The 26,121-nt window shown below is 70.2% G+C and carries 20 protein-coding genes and 1 pseudogene; 8 read left to right on the forward strand and 13 right to left on the reverse strand.

The window, feature by feature from the left end:
• Window positions 1-505 precede the first annotated feature (505 nt).
• From ACF1CT_RS33305 to ACF1CT_RS33315, 3 genes are all read right to left on the reverse strand, one after another.
• Window positions 506-1,600, reverse strand: coding sequence for an NUDIX domain-containing protein (locus tag ACF1CT_RS33305; protein WP_391787752.1), 1,095 nt, complete (start codon window positions 1,598-1,600; stop codon window positions 506-508).
• Window positions 1,601-2,124: 524 nt separating this feature from the next.
• Window positions 2,125-2,385, reverse strand: a complete 261-nt coding sequence (locus ACF1CT_RS33310; protein WP_391787753.1) for a hypothetical protein — start codon at window positions 2,383-2,385, stop codon at window positions 2,125-2,127.
• Window positions 2,386-2,502: 117 nt separating this feature from the next.
• Window positions 2,503-3,012 (reverse strand): NUDIX domain-containing protein, encoded by a 510-nt coding sequence (locus tag ACF1CT_RS33315; protein WP_391787754.1) that lies wholly within the window; start codon window positions 3,010-3,012, stop codon window positions 2,503-2,505.
• 693 nt (window positions 3,013-3,705) lie between these two features.
• Here ACF1CT_RS33315 and ACF1CT_RS33320 point away from each other — a divergent pair.
• Window positions 3,706-4,998 carry a hypothetical protein gene (locus ACF1CT_RS33320; protein WP_391787755.1) on the forward strand — a complete coding sequence of 431 codons (1,293 nt, stop codon included), beginning with the start codon at window positions 3,706-3,708 and terminating at the stop codon, window positions 4,996-4,998.
• A gap of 459 nt (window positions 4,999-5,457) precedes the next feature.
• Here the strand turns inward: ACF1CT_RS33320 and ACF1CT_RS33325 are convergent, their stop codons facing one another.
• Window positions 5,458-6,024, reverse strand: coding sequence for a TetR/AcrR family transcriptional regulator (locus tag ACF1CT_RS33325; protein WP_391787756.1), 567 nt, complete (start codon window positions 6,022-6,024; stop codon window positions 5,458-5,460).
• Between the two features lie 95 nt (window positions 6,025-6,119).
• On the opposite strand from ACF1CT_RS33325, the gene ACF1CT_RS33330 reads away from it, so the two are divergent.
• Window positions 6,120-7,589: an MFS transporter gene (locus ACF1CT_RS33330; protein WP_391787757.1), complete on the forward strand. Its 1,470-nt coding sequence runs from the start codon at window positions 6,120-6,122 to the stop codon at window positions 7,587-7,589.
• A 220-nt stretch (window positions 7,590-7,809) separates the two neighbouring features.
• Here the strand turns inward: ACF1CT_RS33330 and ACF1CT_RS33335 are convergent.
• Window positions 7,810-8,425: pseudogene (locus tag ACF1CT_RS33335) on the reverse strand (TetR-like C-terminal domain-containing protein).
• Window positions 8,426-8,518: 93 nt separating this feature from the next.
• Between ACF1CT_RS33335 and ACF1CT_RS33340 the strand changes: the two are divergent.
• Entirely contained in the window at window positions 8,519-9,829 is a 1,311-nt protein-coding gene (locus ACF1CT_RS33340) for an alpha/beta fold hydrolase (protein WP_391787758.1), read from the forward strand.
• Window positions 9,830-10,177: 348 nt separating this feature from the next.
• Here the strand turns inward: ACF1CT_RS33340 and ACF1CT_RS33345 are convergent, their stop codons facing one another.
• The 3 genes from ACF1CT_RS33345 to ACF1CT_RS33355 form a co-directional block, all read right to left on the reverse strand.
• Window positions 10,178-11,842 carry a TlrC/CarA/OleB/SrmB family ABC-F type ribosomal protection protein gene (locus ACF1CT_RS33345; protein ID WP_391787759.1) on the reverse strand — a complete coding sequence of 555 codons (1,665 nt, stop codon included), beginning with the start codon at window positions 11,840-11,842 and terminating at the stop codon, window positions 10,178-10,180.
• A 631-nt stretch (window positions 11,843-12,473) separates the two neighbouring features.
• Window positions 12,474-13,406, reverse strand: a complete 933-nt coding sequence (locus tag ACF1CT_RS33350; protein ID WP_391787760.1) for a DMT family transporter — start codon at window positions 13,404-13,406, stop codon at window positions 12,474-12,476.
• Entirely contained in the window at window positions 13,403-14,221 is an 819-nt protein-coding gene (locus ACF1CT_RS33355) for an SDR family NAD(P)-dependent oxidoreductase (RefSeq protein ID WP_391787797.1), read from the reverse strand. The genes ACF1CT_RS33350 and ACF1CT_RS33355 overlap by 4 nt, the downstream gene beginning before the upstream one ends.
• 158 nt (window positions 14,222-14,379) lie before the next feature.
• On the opposite strand from ACF1CT_RS33355, the gene ACF1CT_RS33360 reads away from it, so the two are divergent.
• Window positions 14,380-14,985 carry a TetR/AcrR family transcriptional regulator gene (locus tag ACF1CT_RS33360; protein WP_384779312.1) on the forward strand — a complete coding sequence of 202 codons (606 nt, stop codon included), beginning with the start codon at window positions 14,380-14,382 and terminating at the stop codon, window positions 14,983-14,985.
• Window positions 14,986-15,462: 477 nt separating this feature from the next.
• Here the strand turns inward: ACF1CT_RS33360 and ACF1CT_RS33365 are convergent, their stop codons facing one another.
• Entirely contained in the window at window positions 15,463-15,765 is a 303-nt protein-coding gene (locus ACF1CT_RS33365) for a recombinase family protein (protein WP_391787761.1), read from the reverse strand.
• Between the two features lie 505 nt (window positions 15,766-16,270).
• Between ACF1CT_RS33365 and ACF1CT_RS33370 the strand changes: the two genes are divergently transcribed.
• Both ACF1CT_RS33370 and ACF1CT_RS33375 read left to right on the forward strand, forming a co-directional pair.
• Window positions 16,271-17,059 (forward strand): ArsR/SmtB family transcription factor, encoded by a 789-nt coding sequence (locus ACF1CT_RS33370; protein ID WP_391787798.1) that lies wholly within the window; start codon window positions 16,271-16,273, stop codon window positions 17,057-17,059.
• A 61-nt stretch (window positions 17,060-17,120) separates the two neighbouring features.
• The gene (locus tag ACF1CT_RS33375; protein ID WP_391787762.1) at window positions 17,121-17,630 is read left to right on the forward strand and encodes a hypothetical protein; all 510 of its coding nucleotides are present in this window, start codon (window positions 17,121-17,123) and stop codon (window positions 17,628-17,630) included.
• Window positions 17,631-18,568: 938 nt separating this feature from the next.
• On the opposite strand, the gene ACF1CT_RS33380 is transcribed toward ACF1CT_RS33375, so the two are convergent.
• The 3 genes from ACF1CT_RS33380 to ACF1CT_RS33390 all read right to left on the reverse strand — a co-directional run bounded on the left by ACF1CT_RS33380 (window position 18,569) and on the right by ACF1CT_RS33390 (window position 22,175).
• A complete protein-coding gene (locus ACF1CT_RS33380; RefSeq protein WP_391787763.1) occupies window positions 18,569-19,744 on the reverse strand; it encodes a protein-L-isoaspartate O-methyltransferase in 1,176 nt (391 codons plus the stop codon).
• Window positions 19,745-19,854: 110 nt separating this feature from the next.
• Entirely contained in the window at window positions 19,855-20,316 is a 462-nt protein-coding gene (locus ACF1CT_RS33385) for a hypothetical protein (protein ID WP_391787764.1), read from the reverse strand.
• The gene (locus tag ACF1CT_RS33390; protein WP_391787799.1) at window positions 20,313-22,175 is read right to left on the reverse strand and encodes an ABC transporter ATP-binding protein; all 1,863 of its coding nucleotides are present in this window, start codon (window positions 22,173-22,175) and stop codon (window positions 20,313-20,315) included. The genes ACF1CT_RS33385 and ACF1CT_RS33390 overlap by 4 nt, the downstream gene beginning before the upstream one ends.
• 852 nt (window positions 22,176-23,027) lie before the next feature.
• On the opposite strand from ACF1CT_RS33390, the gene ACF1CT_RS33395 reads away from it, so the two are divergent.
• A complete protein-coding gene (locus ACF1CT_RS33395) occupies window positions 23,028-23,273 on the forward strand; it encodes a transposase domain-containing protein (protein ID WP_391787800.1) in 246 nt (81 codons plus the stop codon).
• On the opposite strand, the gene ACF1CT_RS33400 is transcribed toward ACF1CT_RS33395, so the two are convergent.
• Window positions 23,230-24,216 (reverse strand): alpha/beta fold hydrolase, encoded by a 987-nt coding sequence (locus tag ACF1CT_RS33400; protein ID WP_391787765.1) that lies wholly within the window; start codon window positions 24,214-24,216, stop codon window positions 23,230-23,232. The genes ACF1CT_RS33395 and ACF1CT_RS33400 overlap by 44 nt on opposite strands.
• A 145-nt stretch (window positions 24,217-24,361) precedes the next feature.
• On the opposite strand from ACF1CT_RS33400, the gene ACF1CT_RS33405 reads away from it, so the two are divergent.
• A complete protein-coding gene (locus ACF1CT_RS33405; RefSeq protein WP_391787766.1) occupies window positions 24,362-24,994 on the forward strand; it encodes a helix-turn-helix domain-containing protein in 633 nt (210 codons plus the stop codon).
• Window positions 24,995-26,121 lie beyond the last annotated feature (1,127 nt).

A 26,121-nucleotide genomic window follows, 5' to 3' on the forward strand; every position in this document is an offset into this window, starting at 1 on the left:
GCCGTAGAGACAAACGGGCAGCGGTGACGGCGGCGGCGGATCGCCGTTCCTTCCCCCGCCTCGGACGCCGGGGCGTCGGCGCGTGATCTCGGCGGCCTCCTGGTGGAGACGGCGCGGGATGTCTCGGGCACGGCGGCCGCCTTGGCGAGGACGGCGCGGGCGGCTGCCGCACCATCGTGCGGTCGTCAGCCGCGCACCGGCCCGGAGCCGGGACTCGTCCCGGAGGAAGAACTCCTCCTCCGGGGTACTGCCGGGGTCTTGCGGTGCACGTGTCTGTGATGGTTCGGCGTGCGGCGATCCGTTTTCGGCCGAGGCCGGATGGATCTCCCTCGTGGGTCGTTACCGGGGCCGTGAGGTTCGACGAGTCCGCACCGAGTGGGAACATCCGCGATCCGGGACGAGCCGTGAAGCCCGGGAATGCGCGGACCGGCTGCCCGCTTGTCGTGCCGGGCCCAAGTCCTGCAGGCACCGGCCGGGTGGGGCGGCGGCCGAAACGCCGCGCGGGCTACCAGGTGACAGGGGTGGCGAGTTCGGTGACGGGCTGTGCGGCGGCCCGCGGAATGCCGAGACGACGGCGGGCCTCCTGGACGGCATCGAGTTGAGCGCCCGCTGAGGGCCCCCAGTCGAACAGCTCCAACGCCTGTTCCGGCGTGGTCAGGATGCGCGTGTAGGTGTGACCGGTGGCCGGGTCGGGCCGGACGGGGCCGACATGGGTGAGAGCCGCGGCGAGACGCACCCTGGCGCGCGCCCGGTCGGTGTCCGGGAGATGCCCGATGAACAGGGGCTCGCCGTGATGGGCGGCCGCTTCCTCGTCGGCCTCCCTGCGCAGAGTGGCGACGACGTTCCCTCCGTCCTGGGGCTCGGGAGTGCCGCCGGGGAGGCACGCCGAGCCGGTGCCCGGTCCCAGGAGGACCAGGACACGTCCGTCAGGGGCGAAGAGCCAGCCCCAGGACTGGACCACGGGCATGCCCCGCGGAACGGGGTCCGGCCTCCAGCCGAAGTGGTGTACGGCCCGGGTCGTGTGCAGCACCTGGACCCGGTCCAGCACCGTGGGCGCGATCGGGCGGCCGTCCTCCAGGATCGCGGGTCCGGCGGCATTGATGCGGGCACGGAGCGCGGAAAGGGCCCGGCGGGCGTCGCCGGGGGAGAGCAGTTCGGGCAGCCGGGCGGGCTCGACGAAGCCGATTCCGGTGATCTCATGGTCGGGCAGCCGGATCCCGGCGATCTGGGCGCTGTCCCAGGTGCCGCCGTCGTACACAAAGATCGTCTCGCCGGGAAACCGCATGCCCGCCGGAGCACCGGAGGCGGTGGCGGGGACCCAGTCGACGGCAAGGGCGTGTCTGACGGTGGCGGTGACGCCGAGTTCCTCGTGCAGCTCACGTGAAGCGGCGTGTGCGGGGGACTCTCCCCTGTCGACGGCGCCGCCCGGCAGCCGGCACATGCCGTGATAGTCGACGTGCTGAACAAGCACCCGACCGTGAGCATCGGTGATCAGCACGGCCGCGCCCGCCCACAGTGCGGCAGCGGTCCGGACGGCCCCGTACTCCTCGTCCGTCATCGTGGTGGGTGGTTCGCCGGGGTAGGCATCGGTGCCGGCCAAGGCGCGTCTCCGATCGCGGTGGTAAAAGGGGCGGTTCGTTTCGGCGTGGTCCGGTGCGGAACCCCGGGCGTTCACGTCCCGGAGAAGCGCTTCTTCATACTGCTTTGCCCCGCGTGGGCGCACGGGTCTGCACCGTCGACCTCGGCCGGGACGTTTCTGGTTCTCGATGTACTCCTCGATGACGGTGAGCGGAGCACCTCCGTACGGGGCAGCGAATCGCGCGGATTGGCGCAGAGGGCCCTCCTGCCGCCGCGAACAGGGCCGTTGAGCCGGATGATCACGTGCCCTCCGGGACTGCGGCCGGTGTCCCGCCGTACTTGTGACGAGGACTCGTGGTTGGCACCGAGGCGCGGCCCCGACCGGTGCACGTGCCGGATACGCGTCCTCGTGATGGCGCCGAGTTCAGCAGGACAGGTGGCACCGACAGACAGGCAGCAGCCCCGCGCGTGCCCGCGTCGCACCGCTGACCAGCAAATTCACGGGCCCGGGCCCTGCCGGTGCCAACCGTCCCGCCTTCGTGCCAACTACGGCCCCTCGCCACAGTACTCAACGGTGGTTTGGAGAACCATCCCCTGTCGGCAGGGCTTGTCGCCGTACCGGATCCGGACATGGACGAGGTAGGCGGGCGCGGCGTCTCCGAGAATCGCCGGGGCGTCGCAGCCCTTCGCGACCGGGGTGACGCCGGTGCCCTCGTCCTGGTGGGCGGACAGGCCGCAGAAGCCGGGCAGGAACGTCGCCGCGTAGAGCCGGAGCGAGCCGGAACAGACCCCGCTGCCCGTCCTCACCCCGGTGGTCCCCGGCTCCGTGCTGGATGCCCGAACAGGCCCGCACGGCATCCGGCACGGCCAGGGCACGCCCGCTCGCGGGCACCGCCGGCCAGGGCAACAACACGATGCCGCCGGTCACTCGGGTCCCCAGCCCCAGGTGTCGAAGTACGCGGCCACGCCGGTACGGCGCGCCCCCTCCACGGCACTCAGGCGAGCGAAGTCGCTGGACGGCATCAGCTCTTTCCACCCGGCCAGTGGCAGGACACGGACCTCGTCGTGTTCCTCCGGGGCGAGGGCGACATCACGGATCTGCGCTGCAGTGAGCCGGCCGCCATCGAAGACGCAGCCGATCGTGCTGTAGGGCCATCCGCCGCCGGGCGGTCCGTACACCGTGGCCAGGAGCCGGGGCGGCCCGGTCGGCGTGATCCCGGTCTCTTCCCGGCACTCCCGCACGGCCGTTCGCCAGGGGGGTTCGCCGGGGTCCATCGTGCCGCCCACCAGCTGCCAGGGGTGCGCGGGAGAGTAGACGGAGTGGACCTGGAGCGAACGCGAGGTATTGCATTGAATGCAACACTCCGCCTGAGCCTGTCCGACCCGTTGTGCCTGATCACAGCGTCGTCGGCTACTAACGCCGTTGGTTCGCATACGAGTTGACCATCAGGTGCGACTCTGGTGCCTCAATGCTGCATCTGATACAACGTCGGCGTGAGTGGAGAAGCGCCCGGTTCGGCACGACTGGTACTCGCTCGGAACGTCGTTCATCTGGACCCGGCGCCGGCGATGTTCACGGCAATGCTGGAGGGCTGAAGAGACACCCGACGCGACGACGGGTCTGTCCTGTGCGAGCGATGCGCACCGAGGCCGGAGCGAGCTTGCGTGCATTGCGGCAGGATCTTGAGGAGGGCCAGAGTCCAGCGAGGGGTTGGGGCGGTGTGCCGCCCCTGCTACGCCGCCCGCCAGGCGCCACGGCGGACTTGCGGCCGTTGCGGGGAGACCCGTCCCGTGCATGCCCGCAGCCTCAATGGCGAAATCGACCTCTGTCCGGACTGCTACAAGCAGGCCCATGTCGGGTGGTGCCACCTTTGCGGGCGGCACCGACCGGGCTACGGCCAGGGAGCGACGTTCCGCTGCGACGCCTGCCGGCCCCGCCGTCGAGCGCTGTGCACCGACTGTGGCCGCGACCGCCCTGTCGAAGCCACCTACCCAGTTGGCCCCTTGTGCGGAGCCTGTCACCAGCGCCGCCGCCGGCACCCTATGCCGTGCGGGACGTGCGGGGCCACGCGCGTCATGGGCGGCCGTTCGCCGGACGGGGCTGATCAGTGCGGCCCTTGCTCCGGTGTGGATTCCATCAACTTCACATGTCGCCGTTGCGGTTATCCCGGCGACATCTACACCGACAAGAGTTGCAGCCGGTGTGTTGCCCGCGACCGTGTCACCCAGCTCCTCTCCGGACCCGCCGATGAGGTCCCCGAGCAGTTGCAGTCTCTGGCCGAAGCCCTCGGCAACGCGGAGGATCCCTGGTCGGTCCTCGCCTGGATCCGAGGTCGAGGCGGGCGCCTGTTGGCCCAGCTCGCCGCACAGGGACGCGAGATCACCCACGACACTCTCGATGCGCTTCCCCCCAGCGGAGCCGTCCACCGCGTCCGCGCCATCCTCGTCTCCGCCGGCGCACTTCCCTGGAGGAACGAGAATCTGGCCGGCCTGGAACTGTGGGTCGCCCGCACTGCCAGCCAACTGGACGCCCACCATGCCCAGGTGATCAAGCCCTTCGCTGAGTGGCAGATCATCCGTGATGCCCGTCGGCGCGCCGCGCGCGGGCACTACAGCGCCGGTGCCGCACACGCGGACCGCCTCGACATCAAGGCCGCCATCTTCTACCTGGCCTGGCTCGACGCACAGGGACGGACTCTGCGCTCCGCGACCCAACGCGATCTGGACCTCTTTCTGACCGCTCATGCGCCCAAGTGCCGCACTCTCGGTCCCTTCTTGCGCTGGGCCATCGCTCGACGGCTGACCGCCCCCGGGATCACCGCACCGAAGAAGCGCGGGAGTCCGCCCTCCCGGATTCTTAGCGAGGAGCAACACCTCGACCAGCTGCGCCGATGCCTGATTGACGACACACTGCCGCTGGAGGTCCGCATCATCGGAGCGTTCGTCCGGTTGTACGCGCAGCGGGTTTCCCGCATTGTCACCTTCACCATCGACCGCTACAGCACCCACGACGGCCGCGCCTACTTCACCTTCGCCGCGCACCCCGTGCTGCTGCCTCCCACCCTGGCCGCCTTGGTGGAGCAACAGATAGCCGCTCCGCGGCTCAGTGACATCCTTGCCCCTGCGTCCAGCCGCACGTTCCTTTTCCCCGGCCGCCCGCCGAGCAGACCACGCACCGCAGCGTCGGTCCTGACCCTGATGCGCGCCCACCAGTTGCCGATCCTCACGGCACGTAACACCGCCATGATCGAGGCGGTCACCGAGTTGCCCCCGGTCGTCGTGAGTGACCTCTTCGGCATCTCCGCATCGACCTCGGCCCGCTGGGGCCACCTGGCGAGCACGAGTTGGGCCGCGTACCTGGCCGCCCGCGATGCTGACCTGCCAGAGGACTCGGACGTGACAGGCGAGGGCGAAGCGTAGGTCCCCCTCCGGTGGCTTTGTTCACGAGAACGGGCTCTGGTCCACTTCGCGTGGTCGCGTACGCAGCGTGACTGTCGATCTTCTCGTGATGGTGGCTGAGATAGCCCGAAAATCGCCCGGCGGTGGACAGCGTGGCCGACAGTGCTTCGCCGTGAACGAAGTACGCACGCAGCTCGAGGAGTTGCTGTTCTCCTCGCCGGAGAACGTGATGGTGGAGTCGATCGAGGCGACCGACATGGCCGTCCGAGTCGAGGCCCTGAGCACTGCCCGGCAGGGGACTTGCCCGTGCCGAACACTGCGCGATCTACTACTAGGCATCCAAAACGGCGAGGACGGGGCCGCCGGTGCTGGCCACTGTCGTAGACGTGTAGGGGAACGTCTCCGACTCCGGGGCGGCACTCGCACCTCACGGAGCCCCGACACCGCGACCGAGGGTTGATCCCTGGAAACCGGGTTGGGTCACAGCAGTCGGTCAACCAGCCCGTCGATGTAGTCCGGGGTGAGCGGGCCCATGCCGAAGAGGACGCGGATGTACATCGGGGCCATGATGTGGTCCAGCACGTCGAACGCGTCGATCGCACGCTCGCCACGGTCGCTGGCGCGGTCGAGCATGGACTGCAATTGCCGCATGCGTGCGGTGCGGAGTTCAAGTCCAGCTTCTAGGCCCTGCTGACCGCTGCTCGACAGGGCGACGGCCAGGTTCAGCACCGCCAGACCGTCGGGTCCGGTGATCTCACGGGCCACATTGGCCGCGTACGTGCGCAGGTCGCCGACCAGGCTCCCGGTGTCCGGCATCGGGGACTGCGCGTTGAGGCGGGTGAGCGCCACGTCGGTGAGTAGGGCCTCCAGGCCGCCCCACCGGCGGTAGATGCTGCTGTCAGCCACACCCGCGCGGGCCGCGACGTCACCAACGGTGAAGTTGCCGTAGCCGCGCTCGCCGGTCAGGCCCGTGACGGCCTCGTGCACCTGCGCGCCGACGCGGGCGCTGCGCCCGCCGGGCCTCCGGGTTCGCTGTTGCTCATTCATACCCCCACCTTAACGCAGCCCACGCTTGCGTTTGCGAGGCGACGCCTCTACAGTCACCTAACGCAAGCACCAACTGCTTTTAGAGGGGAATCACCTTGGCGGCATCGCCTGAACCCGTAGGCAGTCGATCGAACCGGGCCGTCCTGCTCACGGTGGCCTGCCTGGGCCAGTTCATGGTCCTGCTCGACAACACGATCGTTGGAGCGGCGCTGCCCGATATGCAGCACCGGCTGCACACCCAGCTGACCGGTCTGCAATGGATCGTCGATGCGTACGTACTGCTGGTCGCCATGCTGCTGATGTCCGGCGGCATCTTCGCCGACCGGTTCGGCCGCAAGCGGGTGTACCTGACTGGCGTGGCGGTGTTCACTGTCGCTTCGGTGCTGTGCAGCCTCGCCCCCTCGGTCGGCTGGCTGGTCGCCGGCCGAGTGCTGCAGGGCGTCGGGGCCGCGGCGCTGAGTCCTGCCTCGCTCGCCCTGCTCGCCGCCGCCTATCCCGTGCCACAGGAACGAATCAAGGCGATCGGGCTGTGGGCCGGACTCAGTGGAATCGGTCTGGCCGCAGGCCCCGTGGCAGGTGGCGTACTAACGGAGGCATTCGGCTGGCCCGCCATCTTCCTGGTCAATCTGCCCATCGGCGTGATCCTTCTGCTGGTCGGTCTGCGCCGCCTTGAGGAGACCCGCAATCCGAACGCCCCCGCGATCGACATTCCGGGGACGGTGCTGTCCGTGCTGGGGGTGGGGACGCTGACCTACGGGCTGATCGAGGGTGGCGCCCGCGGCTGGACGTCGCCGGCGATCCTGGGCAGCTTCGCCGCCGCGATCGCCCTGCTCGTCGCCTTCGTCGCCGTCGAAGCGCGCCGTTCCACGCCTATGCTGCCGCTGCGGCTGTTCCGTCAGCGTCTGTTCACTGTCTCCAACACCGCGATGGTCGTGGTGGGCTTCGCGCTCATGGGGTCGTCGTTCTTCTTCTCCCAGTTCTTCGTGTACGTCCAGGGCAGCTCGATCCTGACAGCTGGACTGCAGACCCTGCCGATGTCCCTCGGCATGGTGATCCTCAGCCCGTACGCGGGCCGACTCGCCGCCCGGCACGGATTCCGGATCGTGGCCACCACCGGCCTGGCACTGGCCGGCGCGGGGCTGCTGGCGCTCGGTATGGTGCACGCCGACACCGGCTACGGGAACGTGTGGTGGCGGCTGGCAGTCGTCGGCATTGGCTTCGCCCTGACCATGTCCCCGCTGACGGGAGCCGCCATCCAGTCGGTCGACCCGCAGGAAGGCGGCCTCGCCTCAGGCATCAGCAGTACCACCCGGCAGATCGGCGCGGTGCTCGGCGTGGCAGTACTCGGAGCCGTCGTCCGCGGCCGGCAGTCGGGCGGCGCCTCCTTCGAGACCGGCCTCAACAGCGCCTTCCTCGCCGCCGGCGCCGTCATGCTGGCCACCGCCGTGTTCACCGGCCTGTGGCTGGCGAAGTCCAAACCCGCGGAAGACTCCGCGGCGCCGCAAGGTCCCACCTATCCTGTCGCGGTCACCACCTCGAACAAGGCACCCGCGAAAAGCCGTTGACGGCGACAGCCACCTCGGACGGCCACCGGTACCGCGCCGGGAGCGCTCACAACCCAGCCGCCGCGTGGCCGGCCCGGCTCGGCCTGAAGTCCCCGGACCGGCCGCCCAACTCTCCGCCCGCTCCCATACGGCCACATCACCCTCGGCGGTTACTCCTTCAACCTGGCCCTTCGACTCGTCCCTCCGCCAGCCGTCTCCGAGTGGCTTCGGAGCAATGGCTTCACAGCGCCGGGCTCATGCGTCGAAGGCCAGGGAAGGCGGCGGGGGTTGCCCAGCCCCGCAGCACGGCATCAATGGTTGATCTGAACGCGGCATCGGCTGCAGTGCCGTCGAGGCTCCCGGCGAGTTCGAGGGTCACGAGCCCGTGCAGCGAGACCCACAACGATACGGCGATCTGTGTGACGTCGCCCGCGAGGACGCTGTCCGCCACAGCGCGGTCGATCGCCGCGACGAGCGGTTGCACCGGATCCCGGTCGCCGACCCGGGTCGACGGGACGAAGGACTGTGCGCCACCGAACAAGGCCGTATACAGGTAGCGGTGTTCGCGTCCCCAATGGCGATACGCCGCGGCCAGCGCGTACAGATCCTCCAGGGCGGCCTCCGGGCAGGGAACAGCCGTCAGGTCCCGGAACAGGCCGGCGACCGCCTGGTCGCGCACCTCGCGGAGCAGTCCGTCCTTTCCCTGGAACAACGTGTACACCGCCGCCGTCGAAGTTCCGGCGGCGGCGGCCAGCGCGCACGGTGACCGCCTCCCGAGGACGGGTGGCGAACATCTCGGTCGCGCATGCCGCGAGCCGTTCTCCGACGGCGGCGTCATTCGTTCTCGGCCTTCCCATGGGAAAGCAGTTTACCCGTTCTGCTAACATCGTTTCAAAACAGTGTTTTAAAATACTGGGGGGATCACCATGTCACCAACTGTCATACGTCGCTTGCGCCTTGCTGGCCGCCTGCTCGCGGCTGTCGCCGCGGTGGTGGGGCTGGTCGCCCTCTTCCTGGCGTTGATCGCCGCCACCGACGGCGCGGGATCGGGATTCGTCGCATGGTCCGCGGCTGTCGGGATCGCGGTTCTCGCAGCGCTGTGGCGGGGCCGCCGTCGCTCCTGGCAGGGACGGCTGGTCCCGTTCCTGCCGGTGCTTGTCGCAGCGGCCCTGACGCTGTCGGTGTGCGTCCCCACGGTCTCCACGACGCGCCGCCACCCGGCCGACCTGTCGTTCGTCACCACCGAGCACTGGCGCCTGTCCACCGGCAGCCGGGTCGCGGTCTACCACTACCCGCCCACTGGCAACAGCCCCCGCCACCGCGTTCCGCTCGTCTACCTCAACGGCGGACCTGTGCGCGGCATCTCGGTGCTCGACCACCGCTTCCTCCAGCAACTCGCGGGACAGGGCTACGACGTGTACGCCTACGAGCAGGCCGGCGGTGGACGCAGCGACCTGCTCCCCATGGACCAATACTCGATCACCCGGTCCGTCCATGACCTCGGCGCCTTCGTCGACAAGCTCGGTAAGGGCCACGCCGACGTGCTGGGATTCTCCTCGGGCGCGATCGTGCTCACCCGCGCGCTGGCCGACCCGGCGACGGCCGCCCACCTGCACCGGGCGGTCATCGCCGAGCCAGGCCCGATGGACGGCCCGACCGCCCGGATCGCGGGGCACAAAGGCCGGCCGTCGGCCCGCGGCATCGCACCAGCCATGACCGGCCCGCGCTCCACCCACGTCCCGCGGTACGGGGTCGCCTTCGGCTTCATGCGGCTCGGACTGCTCAGCCCTGACAGCGGGCTGGTAGGACAGGCAGAAGGCGCCAACGCCTTCACCGCCGCCGATCTCGGCAGCGACACCGCGTCCGCCTATTGCGCGCGGGACGCGCACCGCATTCCGGTCGAGGACACAAAGCAGAACTTCTCCTTCAGCGCCGCCGCCAGCCTCCGCATCCAGCAAACGATCGAAGACTCCCCCTCCCTCGCCCCACAGCTCAAGCGCTCCCGGACACCCGCGATGCTGATGATCGCCGAGTGCTCCTCCCAGATCCGGCAGTGGGAGACGACCGTGCTCGCAGACAACCCCGCCATCCAGCGCACCCAGTACATGCCCGGCGTCGGCCACCACATGTGGAACGGTCTGGGTGACAACGACCAACGGGCAGCAGCCGTCATCACCGCATTCCTCCAGGACAAGCCCGCACCGCTGCCTGACTACCCGACCCGGGCCGACATCCCGGCCTTTCTCCACGATCACAAGTAAGGGCAGGGAGCCTGTCCGAAGTGCGGCGTACAAGCTGGCTCGCCGTGCCGCTCGCGGGGCGGCACGGCCGCCGCGGATGGTGCCGTCCGCCAGCCCTGCCGAAGCCCGCGCGAGGACGAACCCGGCGCGGACGTCGGTCTCGAAGTGCTCCAGTTCCTCAGCCGAGGCCGGATCGCGGAACTCGCGCAGATCGCGTACGGCTGCCAGTGCCAACCCGAGCCCCCTCGCCCTCACCCCGATCACAGATCGATCGGACGAAGCGTGAACGCTTCAATAATCCTGAAGTTGCGTCACTGGCTCGCAGGACACTCCAAGGAGACAGAACACCCTGGCCACGGGGACGAGGTCTCAGCAGGGCTCAGAGGACCTCGCGGGATGTCGCACAGACTGTGCGACGTGGCCGGCGTTCAGTTCCACGTGCCTGCCAGTGAAGCGGGTTCGCATGCGGCGGTCGTGGGTGACGACGACGACTGCGCCTTGGTAGCAGGCCAGGGCTCCTTCCAGTTCTTCGACCAGGACGGGGGAGAGGTGGTTGGTGGGCTCGTCCAGCAGCAACAGGTCGATGGGTTCGCTGACGAGGCGGGCCAGTTCGATCCGGCGCCTTTGTCCGTAGGACAGTTCGCTCACTTTCAGGCGCAGGTCGGCAGGGCTGAACAGTCCGAGGGACAACAGACGGTCGATGTGCTCGTCCAGTTCGCCTCCGCGGCCGTGGGCGAACGCCTGTGGGATGGTCAGGCCGGGCGGCCACGGTGTCTCCTCCTGTCTCAAGTGCCCGACCCGGCCTCGCGTGCGTACCGTCCCCTCATCCGGCTGCAACTCACCGGCCAGCACCCGCATGAGCGTCGTCTTGCCGGCCCCGTTGGGCCCGGTGACCAACAGCCGCTCCTCGGCGCCGATCCGCAGCGACGGCACGTGCAGCCGGTCCTCGACACGGATGCCGGTGAGTTCCGCCGCGGCCTGCGACGTCTGCCCCTCTGCGGTGGTCATCCGAGCGGCGAAGACCAGCGGTTCGGACGGCGGCACGACAGGATTGTCCGTCAGCCGTTCGACTCGCTCTTTCGCATTGCGGATACGGACCATCGCCCCGTGGCCACGGCCGCGGGCACGGAAGCCGCCGTGGCCGACCACGGCAAGCGGCACCTTGCGAGGGATCGCCTCCAGCCGTGCCACATTCGTGGCCGCCAGCTTCTGGTTGCGGGCCAACTCCGCGCACCAGTCCGCGTATTCCTGCAGACGGCGCCGCCGCTCAGCGGCCTTGGCGGCCAGGTAGCCGTGGTAGCCGTCGCCGTGACGCGTCACCTTGCCCTCGCCGACCTCCAGGATCGTGGTGGTGACCCGTTCCAGAAACACCCGGTCATGGGTGACCGCGAGCACCGTGCCGCGATGCGTCCGCAGGTGTGTCTCCAGCCAGTTCACCGCCTGGTCGTCCAGATCGTTGGTTGGTTCGTCCAGCAGTAGCAGCTCCGGCTGGGACGACAAGGTCGCGGCCAGCGCCAGTCGTGATCGCTCACCACCCGACAGCGTGCCCAGGGCCCGATCCCGAGCCAGACCCGGCAAGCCGAGCCCGTGCAAGGCGATTTCCACCCGAGCGTCGGCCTCGTAGCCGGCGCGCGCCTCGTACTGGGCGACCATGCGAGCGTAGGCGTCCAGCGCGGCGATAAGCTCCGCCCCCGCCAAACCCGTGAGTCCGGCTTCGGCATGGTGCATCCGCGCTTCGAGTTCACGCAGGTCGGCAAGAGCCATATCCACCGCGTCCTGGACGGTGGCCTCGGAGGGCAGGGCCAACGACTGGGCCAGATAGCCCGAGCCGCCTGGTGCGATCACAGCCAGTTCGCCGTTGTCGGGCCGGTCCTGCCCGGCGATCAGTCGCAACAGGGTGGATTTACCGGCTCCGTTGTCGCCGATGATGCCGGCCCTCTCGCCCGGCTTGACGCTGAAGGACACGTCGTCCAGCACGACGCGGTCGTCGGAGCGGCGGGTGACGTTCTGAAGAGATAGCTGTGCGGTAAGCATGGAGTCCCCTGTTCTCGGCCGGGCCGATCGGCACGGGTGGACGGACGCATCCGCGCACGCCGGAAACACTCCGCGGCATGCCAGACAGGCGGCATCGCGGGAGAAACGGAAGCACGGATGTGAACGCGCGACAACGGAGCCAAGCTCAACGCAGCCGCACGGGGACTATCACAGAGAACCCATGCGCAAGACCGTAAGCGGGGAGTCCCTGGGGCTGCAAGCTATTTTCTTCGGCGAGATGACAGAAAGGGGCAACAGGGGCGGGCGAGTCCCTGCGGCCGGCCGGCCGACGACGAGTACGCGTACAGCACCGGCGCGGATGGCACCGCGGCCTCGAAGTACATGTGCTGACCCGTACTGACGAAGAACACGAACATCCGGAGACGGGACTGCGCCCTGACGGTCGTCCAACACCGGGGTTCAGGGCCCCAGACGACCTGACCGGCTACGGGGTCACGGCAGCCAGATGATCCAAGCCTAGGCATCAACCAGCCGACGCCGTAGCCAGATCCGTCGAAGATGCCCGGCACTCGGCCGCCTGTGATCCCGGATCCGCGCTTACTTGTTTGCGGGCGCTCTGCGGGGACTGCTTCCCCGTCCGCGAGGGTGACGGGTCGCGGGACGATGGCCGTCAGGACGCCACGGAGGCCGGTGACGCGGCGGGGGCGCGATCGATCGCGGCGCCGGAAGGCTGTGGCACCCGGCCGGTGTCGCCGCTCCGGCGCAGCCCCAGAACCACGCCTACCGCAACGAGCAGCACGCCGGTGATGTCGGCGGGGCCCGGCCTGTCCAGGCCGAGGGCGACGGTCGTGAGCAGGGCGCCCACGGGGACGAGGCCGGCGAAGAGGCCCGCGCGGTCGGCGCCGAGGCGGCGCAGGGCGTCGTACCAGAGGAAGAAGGCCGCCGCGGTCACGATCGCGCCGAGGTAGCCGAAGGCGGCTGCCTCGCCGGACGTGGGGAGGCGCAGCGCGGACGTGCCGTCCAGGGCGAGGCTCGCGGCCAGCAGCATGGGGACGGACAGCGCGGCGGGATACGCGGCGACCCTCAGTGGGCCCAGTTTGGGCAGGAGCGGGACGGCGAGCAGGGAGAACGCCACCTCGCAGGCGAGGGCGCCCAGCGAGAGGAGCAGGCCCGGCAGGCTGCCCGAACCGAGGCCGGCCGCGACGGCCGCGCCGACCGCGACCACGAGCGCGGCGCCGACCGTACGCGGGGACGGTCGCCGGCGTGCAAGGAGCGGGCCGACGAGGGCGAGGACGAGGGGGACGGCCCCGACCACGCTGCCGATCATCGCGGGTCCGGCGTGCCGGGTGGCCTCGACGAGGAAGAGGTTGAAGCCGGCCAGACCGGTGGCGGCCAGCGCCACCAGGAGCAGGAGTTCACGCGGCGTCAGACGGACGCGGGGCAGCCGCCGGTGGCGTACCACGGCGAGCAGGATCACCGCGGCGAGCGCGTAGCGCAACGCTTGCCCGGCGAAGACGGGATAGCCGGCGACGGTGGCGGAGACGGCTGTGGACGTGCCGACGAGAAGCATCGCCGAGGCGGCGCCGGCGGGGGCGGATTTCATGCGGTGCGCTCCTGAAGGGTCGGGGCGGCGGCGGGTGTGGTCAGTACCTTGCGGGTGACGCGTTCGGCGATGGCGGCGACCACGGTGCGGGGGCGGCGCGGCGTCAGGTGTGCGGCGAGAGCGTTGCCGAACCCGGGGGCGACATAGCCGCGGTCGCGGTCCAGCGCCCGTAGCGCGGCACGTACGACGGGCTCCGGAGTGGTCATCGAGCCCATGACGGCAGCCTTGCGGGTGCCGATGGTGTCGAAGAAGGCGGTCTCGACCGGGCCGGGGCACAAGGTGAGCACCCGGATGCCGCGCCGCCGGTACTCCTGGCGCAGGGCGAGCCCGAAGTTGAGGACGAACGCCTTCGCCGCGCCGTAGACGGCGAAGTACGGGGAGGGCTGGAAGGCGGCGTTGGACGCTACGTTGACGACCGCGCCGCGGCCGCGCTCCAGCATGGCGGGCAGCAGTTCATGGGTGAGGTCGACGAGGGCGACGACGTTGACCATCAGCTGGTCGTGGTCGCGGGCGCCGGACAGTTCTTCGAAGCGGCCGCAGGTACCGAAGCCGGCGTTGTTGACCAACAGGTCGACGCTCAGCCCGCGGGCCGTCAACTGTTCTGCGACGCGGCGGGCCGCGTCCGGCTCCGCGAGGTCCTGGACCAGTACGTGCGCGCGGACTCCGTACTCGGTGACCAGACGCTCGGCGAGCGCGGCGAGCCGGTCGCCGGACCGTGCGACCAGGATCATCTCGTGCCCCTGGGAAGCGAGTTGCGCGGCGAACTCCGCGCCGAGCCCCGACGACGCTCCCGTGACGAGGGCGGTGCGGTGCATGAGGGAAATGTCGTGCATGAAAGCCTCCTCGGCTGACATCAACTGAGTGCTGAGCGTACCGGTATTGCCGTGAAATGCAACAGGCTTGATGCAACTAGTGCGTGGAGAGAACCGATGCCGTACCCTTTTAAGGGTCAAGTGGTCTGACTGGAGGCGTCATGGGCGAGACAGCGGCACGAACGTTGCGGGCGGACGCAGAGCGCAGTGTGCGCGCGATCCTGGAAGCGGCCGAGCGGCTTCTCGCCGAGGATCCCGGTGCGTCCATGGAGCAGATCGCCGCGGCGGCGGGAGTGGCTCGGACGACGATCCATCGACGGTTCGCCAACCGGCAGTCGTTGATCGAGGCGCTGGCGTCGTCCGCGGCCCGCCAGCTCGCCCAGGCAGTGGACGACGGCAGGCCCGACACCGCACCACCCCTGGTGGCGATGCACCGGATCACGGCCAACGTGCTCCAGGTGAAGAGTGCTTGGGCATTCGCCCTGGAACTGCCGGCCGACCCGGACAGCGAGGCCGCCGCCCTCCATCGGGACATCGACGACCGCTGCACCGCCGTACTGAAGCGGGCCAGGGCCGACGGCCTCATCGACGAAGCGGCCGACCTCGACTGGGTACGCCGCGTCTACTACGCGCTCATCGGCGAGTCCCTGCGCGAGAGTGCGACGGCCATCGGCCCAGACGCCGCCCACTCGGGGATCAACGAGCCGGATGCCCTCGCCGCCCGAATCATCGACACCCTGCTGCGTGGGGCGGGCCCGCGCGCCTGACAGCGCACTTGAGGAGCCCACGAGACGGCACGTCCGTGCTCCTGGCGCCGCCTGGGGACCGACTGTTCGACGACGAAGCGGACGTAGGGGTCCATGGCTTCGGTCACATCGCGCAGTTGAGCCGAAGGAAAAGCGGCACCGTCCGGGGCGGGACGGGATCACCTCCGCCGGACGACGTCTTGCCGCGGATAGCGGGAAGCCGCGAGTGTTCAGCGCTACGTGGACGGGCGGACGGATAGTTTGCGTCATCCGGGCTCTTGCGGGCCGTGTCCCTGACGGCGCGGCGCGGGAGACCCCGGTCTTGTACGGACGCTCCTTCGCCACATGTCACAGAAGGTGATCATCCGACGTGCGTAGTGTGGCCGGGCGAACGTGCTCCTGGCCGTTTTGCCCCCCCCCGAAGGCTCACGAGCTCTATGCGAGCTGGGGCTACGAGAAGGTGGGCGAGCGCGCCCGCCCCGCCGTACGCGGTCATAGTCAAGTAACTGCACGCGTGAGCGCGTCCGCTGCGCGCCGGCGCAGCGGCGCACACCTGGCAGCCTGGTGCTGGCGGGCGAGGGCCTTGACGGCGGTGCCTTCGCCGAACGCCTCGACCACCTGCGCCGCCTGGTCCGGGTCGAGCGCGGCGGGGCGGCCGAGCGTCTTGCCGGCGGCTTCGGCCGCGGCGACTCCTTCGCGGGTGTTCTCGCTGATCATGTCGCGCTGGAACTCCAGCATCGCAGCGCGGACGTTGACCATCATCTTGGTGCCGGGGTCGTCGGAGGGCGAGGTCGATGCCACCGAGCGGAAGAGCCGGGCGGCGTCGGCTATGCGGATGGTGTCGCCGACGCTGGCCTCGTTCAGGAGCCGGGTGAATCCGGCGCGGTCAAGGGAGAGCTGCCGGGTGGAGGTGGCGGGGTCCTCGTAGACGGGGCGCCGGCGGTCAGCAGCGGGGCCAGGGCATGGCGCTGGCGGGCGTGGGTCGCTTGTCGGTGGAGTGTCGCAGGTAGAGACCGGTCGGCCATGTGGTCTTCGCCTTCCCTGGGTGGGCCTGGCGGTGTCCGCGGCCCACCCGAGCGGGGAGCGAAATGGGGAGGTGGAACAGTGGACCGGATTCGATTGGATCTGCGGCCGGTTCCGGCAGGTCTGCGGGCCGAACCGGTTGGATCTGCGCGCGGCAGGCGTGCCTGGGCAGGCCGCACATCTGCGCATATCGCCGTGCTCGGCTTGCCCGGCCGGCCCCGCCCTTGACGATAGGCAGGTGAATGCCTGCATAATCGCAGGCGTGAGCCTCGAAGCAACAGCGATGGACTTGGTGTTCAAGGCGCTGGCCGATCCCACACGGCGGCTCCTGCTCGACCGGCTGCGCGAGCACAACGGGCAGACCCTGCGCGAAGTGTGTGAGCGCCTCGGCATGGCACGCCAGTCGGCGACACAGCACCTGGACATCCTCGTGCGGTCCGGCCTCGTCACCGTGGTACGGCGCGGCCGGGAGCGGCTGCACTACCTCAACCCGGCCCCGATCCACGAGATCGAGGAGCGCTGGATCTCCGGTTTCGACAAGCCCCGCCTGCAAGCGATCAGCGCCATCAAGCACCAGGCAGAGGAGTACGCCATGACCAACGCACCCGCACCGGTGCCGGACTACGTATACGTCACCTACATCCGCGCCAGTGCGCAGCAGGTGTGGCAAGCCCTGACCGATGCCGACTTGACGGCGCGCTACTGGGGACACGCCAATGTCTCCGACTGGCAGCCGGGCTCGGCCTGGGAGCACCGGCGAGCCGACGGCTCAGGCAAGGTCGACGTGGTGGGCCATGTCCTGAAGGCCGAGCCCCCGACCCGGCTGGTCATCACCTTCGAAGACGCCCCCGATGTCGAATCGCCGAGACAGCCGTCGGTCGTCACCTTCCTCGTCGAACCGCATCAGGACATCGTCCGCCTCACCGTGACCCACGAGAACCTTCCCAACCAGGAGATGCTGGGCGGCATCTCGGCCGGCTGGCCGGCCGTGCTGGCGAACCTCAAGTCGATGCTGGAAACCGGCGAGGTCCTGCCGCAGGCCCCCTGGGATATGTCCCGCGCCCACACCTGAGCGGTGCCTCTCCGCCCCTCGTCTTCATTCCGCTCAACGCCCGCACAGAGAGGTGCAACCCATGCTGGACACCGCCCCGCTCCAGGACGCCTACCGCTCACTGCTCGACGCCGCCGCCACCGTGGCCGACGCCCCCAGCCCCGCCCCGCCGGACGGCGAGTGGAACGCCGACCAGATCCTCGCGCACGTCTCCCTCGTCAGCGCCGCCACCATCGCCGCCGTCGCGGGTATCGCAGCGGGGGCCCATACGACGTACGACAACCGGATCGCCCTTGATGCCTGGACCATCGAGCACACCATCGCGCACGCCGGCGGCAACGCTGGGCTCCGGGACCGCATCAGTAGCCAGGCAACTGCCCTGTGCGCACTCGCCGGAGGTGCGGCGCTCAGCGACGCCGAACTCGGCACCCCGGTGCCCGCCCGGCTCCTGTCCCACGACACCCTCCTGGTCGATCGGCCCATGCCGCTGCACGACATCGTCACCGGATTGGCGGAGGCAGAACTGCCCGGCCACACGAAACAGCTCCTCGCCCTGTTCCCCGACCAGGCCGTGGCCGAGGCCACGCGGTGACCAGGTCACAGCGATCCCGACTTCGGCTCGTCAGGGAGATGTTCGTGGAACCTGCCCGTGCTGATGGGCTGTTGGCTGCAGTCCCCGGTGCGTGAGGTATGCGACGGGGGCGGGTTGACGCCTGAGGCACGTCGACGCCGAGAGACGGTGCGGATGGCGGAATACCGCAGGGATCGAATACTGACTCTGCGCCAGTCGGCTGGTCGTCCTCGTCAGTGAAGTAGACGCACGCCCACAGGGTTGCCTTGGGAACTGTTTCGGCGTACTGCTCCAGCGCCATCGAGGACCTGGCGGATTCATCGTCCGGCCGCATACTCGGGACCGCCGGTCGCCGGGTCGCATCCGGCGAACCGATCGTGGTGGCAGGGGCCGTGTCACGGCGCATGGGCTCTCTCCAGTCGGCGAGTTGCAGGATTGGTGCTCGGCGCGCAGCCGGGACGGAGTCCGCCGGCCGCGCTCGACCGGTTCGGGATCGTCATGGGCGGTGCCGAAGACGATCCCGCCCACGGTGTCGAGGGCCGCGTCGACGGCCAGGTGCGAGGGAAAGGACCGGCGGCAGATGACCAAGTCCGTTTGCCGCACTGTTTCGCAGGGCCGCGATGCGAGTGGTCCGTACCCGTCGGCTGCGGCGTGGGCGAGGGCGCGGCGGCGGCCGAGTGCGGGAGCGAGTGCGTCCCGGCCCCGGTCCAGCATCTGCCGACTCACGTCGACTGCCTCGACGCGTGCCGGACCGGGAACGGCGTGCCGCAGCGCGAGTGGCACCTGTCCGGTGCCGGTGCCCAGGTCGAGCAGCACCGGATCCGGGTGGCCGCGGCGGGCACCGGCCGGCAGGAGCACCGTGGCCTCCGGTGCGCCCGGCCGGAAGCGGGCGCAGTCGGCTGCCGCCGCCGCGAACAGGCCTTCCCGGTCCGGCGACGGGGCCGGAACGCTCGTATGTTTCACGAGGCGGCTCTCTCATCGGATGGGCGGGGGACAGGCAGGCACCACTTCAGGCGGCCGCATTCGGAGGCCACTCGCTGCCCACCGTCCGGCTCCAGGATCAGACGGTATCGGCCGGGGGATCCTGCTGCTCGCCACAGGGCAGCGAGGTCCTGGATCTCCTTCCAGATGTCACGAGGACCGTGCGTGACGACGTTCCAGCGCCGCTCGCTCAGCGGCTCCACGCGCAGCCACGACCCGCAGCCGGGGGCGCCGATCACCAGGTGCTCGGCGCCGAAGTCCCGTACCAGACCACCGAGGAGATGACCGGCAGCCAGCCACAGGCCCCGATCGGTGTTCGCGGGCGGGGCCAGCATGCTCCGCTGCGTCCACGTGTCCGGCTCGGCCGTGATGCGTTGCCGGAACTCCTCGGTGAGCCAGATCCTTTCCATGCCGTGCCCCGCCCGGTGGGCGAACTCCACGGCCCGAAGCTCCGCCCGGACATGACCATCGGAGGTGCGCTCGACGACGGCAAGGCCCGGCCACGAGGGCGAGACGGTGGTGACATGCGCGAGCAGTCGGTTTCCGGGCGCCAGCTGCTCGACGAGGGCGGGCGGCACACCCGCCACCGCGTACGACACCAGGATCCGGTCGAACGGCGCACGGGCCGGACAGCCCTCGTCCCCGGCCCCGCACACCGCTTCCGGCAGGAACCCGAGGTCGGCCAGCCGTGCCGCGGCCGCCCGCGTGAGGTGCCGGTCCCGGTCGAGGGTGACAACCCCCTGGTCGCCGCAGACCTGGCAGGCCACCGCGGCCGTCACTCCCGCGCCCGTGCCGACGTCCAGCATCCGCTGACCGGGACGGAGATCCAGCTCGTCCAGCAGCGAGGCAGTCAGGCCCATCACCGTGGACATCGACGTGATCGACGCCCCCGACCGACATCCGCGCTCCCGGCCGAGAAGCGGTTCCCCTTCGTGCTGGACGAGCACACTGGCTCCGCCGTACAGCACCCTCCGGAGTTCCCCACGGTCCTGCGGCGACGCCCAGTCCAGCAAGTCCCAGCGCCGCGGTGTCTCGCCGTCCGCGGAACGCCGCACATAGGCCTGTGGCATCAGCACCTCGCGGGGCAGCACCAGCAGCGCCTCGCGCACGGGTCCGGGCCGGAGATCACCCGACGCCTCAAGACGGGCCACCATTTTCTGCCGCGCGGCGGCACAGTCCGCCGCCCGAGGTGCGGCATGCCGTGCCGACGGCGGCGGAGCAGGACACCGTTCGGGCCGGGACTCGGACTTCGGCTGCGGAGCTGTCATCGGCGCTCACCGGCCCGTCGCGGTGCGGAGGCGGCCATGACCGATGCCGTCGACGGCCGCTCGGGTGTGGGGCACGACCTCGGTGGGGAGATCCTCCAGCCGAGGAGGATCCGGTCGTCGCCGACGTGGTCGCCGGGGACGAGGAGCAGCCCCGTGCCCCTGTGGCCGATGTGCAGCACACGTCGATCACGGCCGATGACGACCGCGCCGCAGGTGATGTGGCCGGGCGGCGCGGCACGACTGCACGGGTTGTCACTGTCCAGGACGGACGGCAACCCGACCAGAGCCCCCCGCTCCTCCGGACCCCGGGCCGGATATGCCTCGGCAGTCGCACGAACGCGGGAACGGGCGGGCGGCGCGTCATCACCTCGGGAGGGCGCGGGGTGGTCGAAGAAGCGCGGGGTGGTGGACGAGTTCACGCCGGCCCGGGCATCTGCACGGGCACCGGGGCGGCTCATGCGCGCGTCCCGTCCTTCTCGCCGTCCGGCTCGGACGAGACCTGATAGGACAGCAACTGCCGGAACGGTCCGGGCTGCTGGGCGAGCTGCTGGTAAGTGCCCTCCTGAACGACCCTGCCCTCGTCGAGCACGACGATCCGGTCGGCCACGGCGACGTTGGTGATGCGATGGGTCACCAGCAGCACCACCCGCTCCCGGGCCAGGTCCCGCAGCCGCTGGAAGATCCGGTACTCCGCGCGCGGATCGAGGTTCGCGGTCGGCTCGTCAAGAACCAGCAGCCCGGCCTCACGGAAGAACGCCCTTGCCAGGGCGACGCGCTGCCACTGACCGCCGCTGAGCTCCTCCCCGTTGAGCCATTCACGCGCAAGGAGCGTGTCCAGCCCGGCACCGAGCCTGTCGACGACCTCATCGGCACCGGAAGCCTCGCACGCCTCACGCACCGCCACGTCACCACGAGCCGTGGGCTGCCCCAGGGTCACGTTCTCACGCACGGTCAGCGGCCAGTGGGCGTAGTCCTGCGGCACCAGGGCCACCTGCTCCCACAACGCCTGGGGGTCGGCGTCGCCGGTGGCCACGCCGTCCCACAGCACCTGCCCGTCGGCAGGCAGGTACAGACCGCTGACCAGCTTCGACAACGTCGACTTGCCCGACCCGTTGAAACCGACCAGGGCGGTGACCTCGCCGCGGCGCAAGGTGAGCGACACGTCGGACAGGGCGTTGCCGTCCTTGCCCGAATAACGGTGGGTGACCGACTTGACCTCGATCTTCTCCGGCGCCTTCGGACGGTGCGAACCCCGACGCAAGCGGAACCCGCCCGCCTTGTCCAGGAAACCGCTCCAGTCATCCATGTACAGGCCGGTGCGCACGGCACGCGCCCCGACGGCTACGAGCCCCCGGACCGACTGCCCGACCGTCTGGAGAGCGAAGACGGCCGTCCCCGCGTGCCCGACGCTGATACGGCCGTTGGCCAGCAGCCACACGACCGCCGACCACACCACCGCGGACCCCACGCCTCCGCACAGCGCACCGGCCAAAGACATCCGGGCACCCGTGTCGGCCGCGGCCCGGTCCTCGCGGTTGATCCGGGCAACCGTCTGCCGATACCGGCCGGACAGGAACGCGGCCATGGTGCCGGCACGGATCTGATCGGCAGCCTCCCTTGTGAAGATGTGCCAACGCAGCACCGACAGCATCCGGTTGTCGCCGTTGCTGCGCAGATTCGCCAGGTACCGCACCCGGGCGGCGCTGACCTGGGCCAGGGCCTGCGGAAGACTGGCCGCCACCAGGAGCGGGAGGAGGCCCCAGTGCACACTGGCCAGCACGACGGCGCCGGCGAGGAAACTGGCACTCGAAGCGATCAGGTCCTGGCCCTCGTCGATCAGATCCCCGGTGACCTGGGCCCCGCGGTCGGCGGCCTCGCGGTCACGGTTGAAGTCGGGCTCGTCGTAGGCGCACAGCTCCACCCCGGCACAGCCGGTGAGCAGCATCTGCTCGGCCTCGCGCGACATCAGCGGGCCCAGCCGGGAGGACAGCCAGCTGACAGTGATTCCCAGGAGCGCACGCACACCGGAGGCACCCGCCAGCAGGGCCACGGAGGGCCACGCCTCCAGAAGCCGGTGGTAGACGTCTCCACTGTTCAGCAGCGCCGTTAAGGTGCCCGCGATGGCGACCAGGCCCAGGGCCTGCATCACGCCGGCGACGGCCTGGCACAGCAGCAGACCGACGGTCGCCCGCCGGTCGACCTGCCAGGCGAGAGCCAGCGAGCGGCGCACCAATTGGGGCAGACGCCGTGCCATGTCACGCATCCGGATGGATCGACCGGCCGCTTCACGGCTGCCGGTCAGATCGACGTAGCGCATCTGCGGGGCGGAGGCGTCGGCTGCGGGCCCGGCCTCGGGGGAGGAGCCGTCCGTAACACCTTCGGGCCGGCCGGGCGTTGCGGCCGCGCCGTTTCCGGAAGGGGCGGTGCGCGGTCCTGGCACATTGCGGGCCGAGGCTTCGGGCTCGTTCATGCTTCCCACCCCGTATCCGGGCCTGCCGGGGTACGGGTGCTGTCGAAGTCGAGCGTGATCGAGCCGGGCCGTTCGATTCTGGGAGGCCGGTTCACGGGGGCGGGACTGGGGTGCATGGCGTCCTCCGGCTGGGCGTCGGTGTGGCACTGGTGCACTAAAAAACGTGGCTCACGGCTCGCCGTAACGGGTGACAGCGAGGGGAATTCTGGATGTTTGTGCGAATATTGCGGTTCGCGCCGGGCGCGCGGCGCGGAGTATTCGAAACGTCCCCGTTCGATGGACGGTTGCCCGTTCGGCCGCATCCCCGAGGAGGCACCGGCCAGCCTGAGGACCGGACCGAACCGTGCAGTTGCCGCACGGCGACGGCGCACGCCGCACGGAGTCACCGCGAGGCAACGGCCGATTCAGCGCGGTCGCACCGCGGTCACCGAGCAGACGTGGCGAGGTTGCCGACCCCGAGGCGCCCGCAGCGGCACCGGGGGTCCGCCCGTCGGCCCGTCCTGCCGAGGAATGCCGTCGGGTCCTGGCCCAAGGCCGGGTGGTCGACGTTTTCGCCGGTCACGCAAGCCCGTTGAGGGATCCGCGGCGTAGGGCAACGGAGCTCTTCGGTACAGGCAGTCGTCCAGGACAGCTTGTTCCCGAGGAGGCCCGTTGCCGTTTCGTCATGTTCTTTCGGTCCCGGTGGTGGTCATCACCCGTATGGTCACCGTGGCGGAGAGCGGGGCCGCGCCGAGGGATCTGGGCAAGTTGACAGCCCTTGTGCCGTCCGATCTGGTCGACGCGGTCCTGGAAGAGACGCGGTCGATGCGGCGGCGACCGCGTGATCTCCCGTCGCGGGTCGGGGCGTACTTCCCGCTCGCGATGTGCCTGTCTCCGCAATCTGCCCGGCAGCCCGTCTGGTTCAGCCCCGGACGGTGGCGAGCCAGTCGGTCAGCAGGCCGTTGACCTCGGTGGGACGTTCCTGCTGGATCCAGTGGCCGCAGCCGTCCAGGAGGTGGGAGGCCGACAGGCCGGGGAGGGTGGTGGGGTAGGCGTCGATGGCGTCGGCCATCCAGGTGGTGGAGGCATCCAGGGCGCCGCCGACGAACAAGGCGGGCTGCTTGATCGGGGCTCCGTTGTGCGGGGCGAGGTCCTCCCAGTCTCGGTCCATGTTGCGGTAACGGTTGAGTGCGCCGGTCAGGCCGGTGCGCTCGAACTCCCCGGCGTAGACGTCGAGGTCCTCCTCGCTCAGCCAGGCCGGGAGCGGGCCGACGGGGAAACGGTCGCGCAGCCGGCCGCCGCGGGCGACGAAGTGCGGGTCGGGCTCGCCCTGGGCGGGCATGGTGCCGGCGGACAGGGCGGCGTAGAAGCCTGCGAGCCAGCCCCGCACGTCGGGCTCGATCTCCGTCTCGGCACGGCCGGGCTCCTGGAAATAGGAGACGTAGAACTCCTGCTCAGGGCCGCCGATCCGGCCGAAGACGTCGGTGGGGCGGGGGCCGCCGGGCGGCGCGTACGGGACGCTCAACAGGCCGACCGCGCGGAAGACTTCGGGGTGGATCAGGGCGGAGGCGGCGGCGATGTTGGAGCCCCAGTCGTGGCCGACGATCACCGCGTTCTCCTCGCCGAGGGCGCGTACGACGGCGACGTTGTCTTCCACCAGGTCGAGCATTCGGTAGGCGTCGGTCGCGGCGGGCTTGGAGGAGCGGCCGTAGCCGCGTACGTCGATCGCCACCGCCCGGTAGCCGGCCGCGGCGAGGGCCGGGAGCTGGTGGCGCCAGGAGTACCAGGACTCGGGGAAGCCGTGCACGAGCAGGATCAGCGGGCCGGTGCCCTGCTCGACCAGGTGCAGGCGCCCGGCAGGGGCCTCGACGGTGCGGTGGCGGAGTGCGGCGGTCGGCTCGGATCGCATGGGGGACTTCTCCTCGGTTCGCGGGGGTCCGGCGGGTACCCACCGATCATGCGGCGCGGCGGCCACTCGGCGCGATCGGCATTGCCATTCTGGCAAGATCGCAGGACAGGGTGGTGAAGCGGCACGGCGGGAAGGAACGTGAACGGTGACAGGGGACGACGTGGCCGAGACGCTGGCAGCGATGGGGCACCGGCTGCGGGTCGTGCGCGAGCGCCGTGGTGTCACACTCGCCGACGTCAGCTGCGCGACCGGCATCTCACCCAGCACTCTGTCGCGGATCGAGACGGGCCGGCGCAAGCCCACCCTGGAGGTGGTGCTGCGGCTGGCGAAGGAATACGGAGTCTCCCTGGACGAGCTGGCGGGTACCGCACCCGCCCCTGCGGCCGGGCCCCGCAGCACGACGCCGCACAGTTTCGGCGACGACAAGGCGGTGTTGCCGCTGGCCCGGTACGTCGGCGGCCTGCACGCCCACAAGCATGTTCTGCCTGCTGTCGAGACGCCGCCTGGGCGGCCCCGGCAGGTGTCCCACGAGGGCTACGAGTGGCTGTGCGTCCTGTACGGACGGTTGTGGCTCGTACTCGGTGACCAGGATCTCGTCCTGGCTGCCGGGGACGTCGTCGAGTTCGACACCCGCGTACCCCACGGAGTCGCGAACGCCGGATCCGATGGCCCCGTCGAGTATCTGATCATGTTCGGGCCTCAGGGCGAACGTCTGCGGCCGCGCACCCCTCCAGCCGCTGGTCGTCGTGGGACTGATGACAGAAAGGCTGCCGAATGAGCCTTGTGGCAAGCTGCGTGCCTCGTTGGCGACCACCACGTCGCTTCGTCCGGTCTCCTTCGTCCGGTCTCCTTCGTCACGGCATCCGGATCCGCTGGTGACAGCTATGGGTGACAGCCATCGTGCGTCGGCTCAGCAATTCCCCCTAACGACCGTGACAGGAGCCCGCTGTTCGACGCCGACCACGACCCGGTCCGCATCGCGACCCGGAGGTCCGCTCCTGAACTCAATCCGCCAGGACGCCCCGGGGCGTGTGGAGCTGCTGCTCGGCTCCTGGGCCCGCCGTCCGGCGAGGGCCGAGGGGATCCGGCGACCGGGCTCCGGCGGACTCCGCCGCGAGGGCGGCGAGGACCGGGGCGCGACGACGGTGGCAACGTCTGGGACGCAGTACTCAGTCGATAGCGCCCTTGGCCGCGGTCGAGACTCGCCCTGCCTCCATCTCGTTCCGTGGCGAGCGGTAAGTGCGGGTGCTCGAAGACCGCTTCGGCCGGTCACCCGGGGAACGCGTGGGGCAGTACAGTGATTTCGGAGCGGCGAGGCATGGGCATCTGCATTTCACCGGGGACTTGACTCCCGACTCGGTCGCGGCCCGTGTCGAGCGGGTCCACGGCCGGGCCGAGAAGGCCGGAAGCCGGACCGCCGAGGAGTCGGACGACGTCGGCCGGGAGTCCGGGGCGTACTGCGTACAGCGAGCGGTCCGCCACCTCCCAGCCCGTCCGTGTCACGTCCGACCCCGAGGCGAAGGCGCCGTCGGCGGTCCGCGCGGGTGCCAAGGGTGCCTCGGCCGCACCGAAACAGGTGCCGTCGCGCACCGTGCCCCGCCGCCATGCGCAGTGGGAGAGGGCACAGGAGCAGGTGCCACGTCATGGCAGCACGTTGCCGCCGTCCGGCTGTCTCGCGCCTCGGACGTCGGGCGGCAGTCCGCCAGTCGGTGGAACCGCTGGGCGGAACGGGAGCCGTGACCCTCGCAGTGATCGGTATCCGTCCGCACCGCACCGGGCGATGGCCTCCGTGATTTCCTCGATGCGATCGGCTGCCGGGACCGCGCCCGGGTCGGAGGCCCACGTGATCTGCGACAGGCCTTCCGTGCGGCTTTGAAGCCGTCGGCCGGGGCGGCGCCCTGCGTA

This window comes from Streptomyces sp. NPDC014734, from assembly GCF_043083325.1.
Classification (GTDB): Bacteria; Actinomycetota; Actinomycetes; order Streptomycetales; family Streptomycetaceae; genus Streptomyces.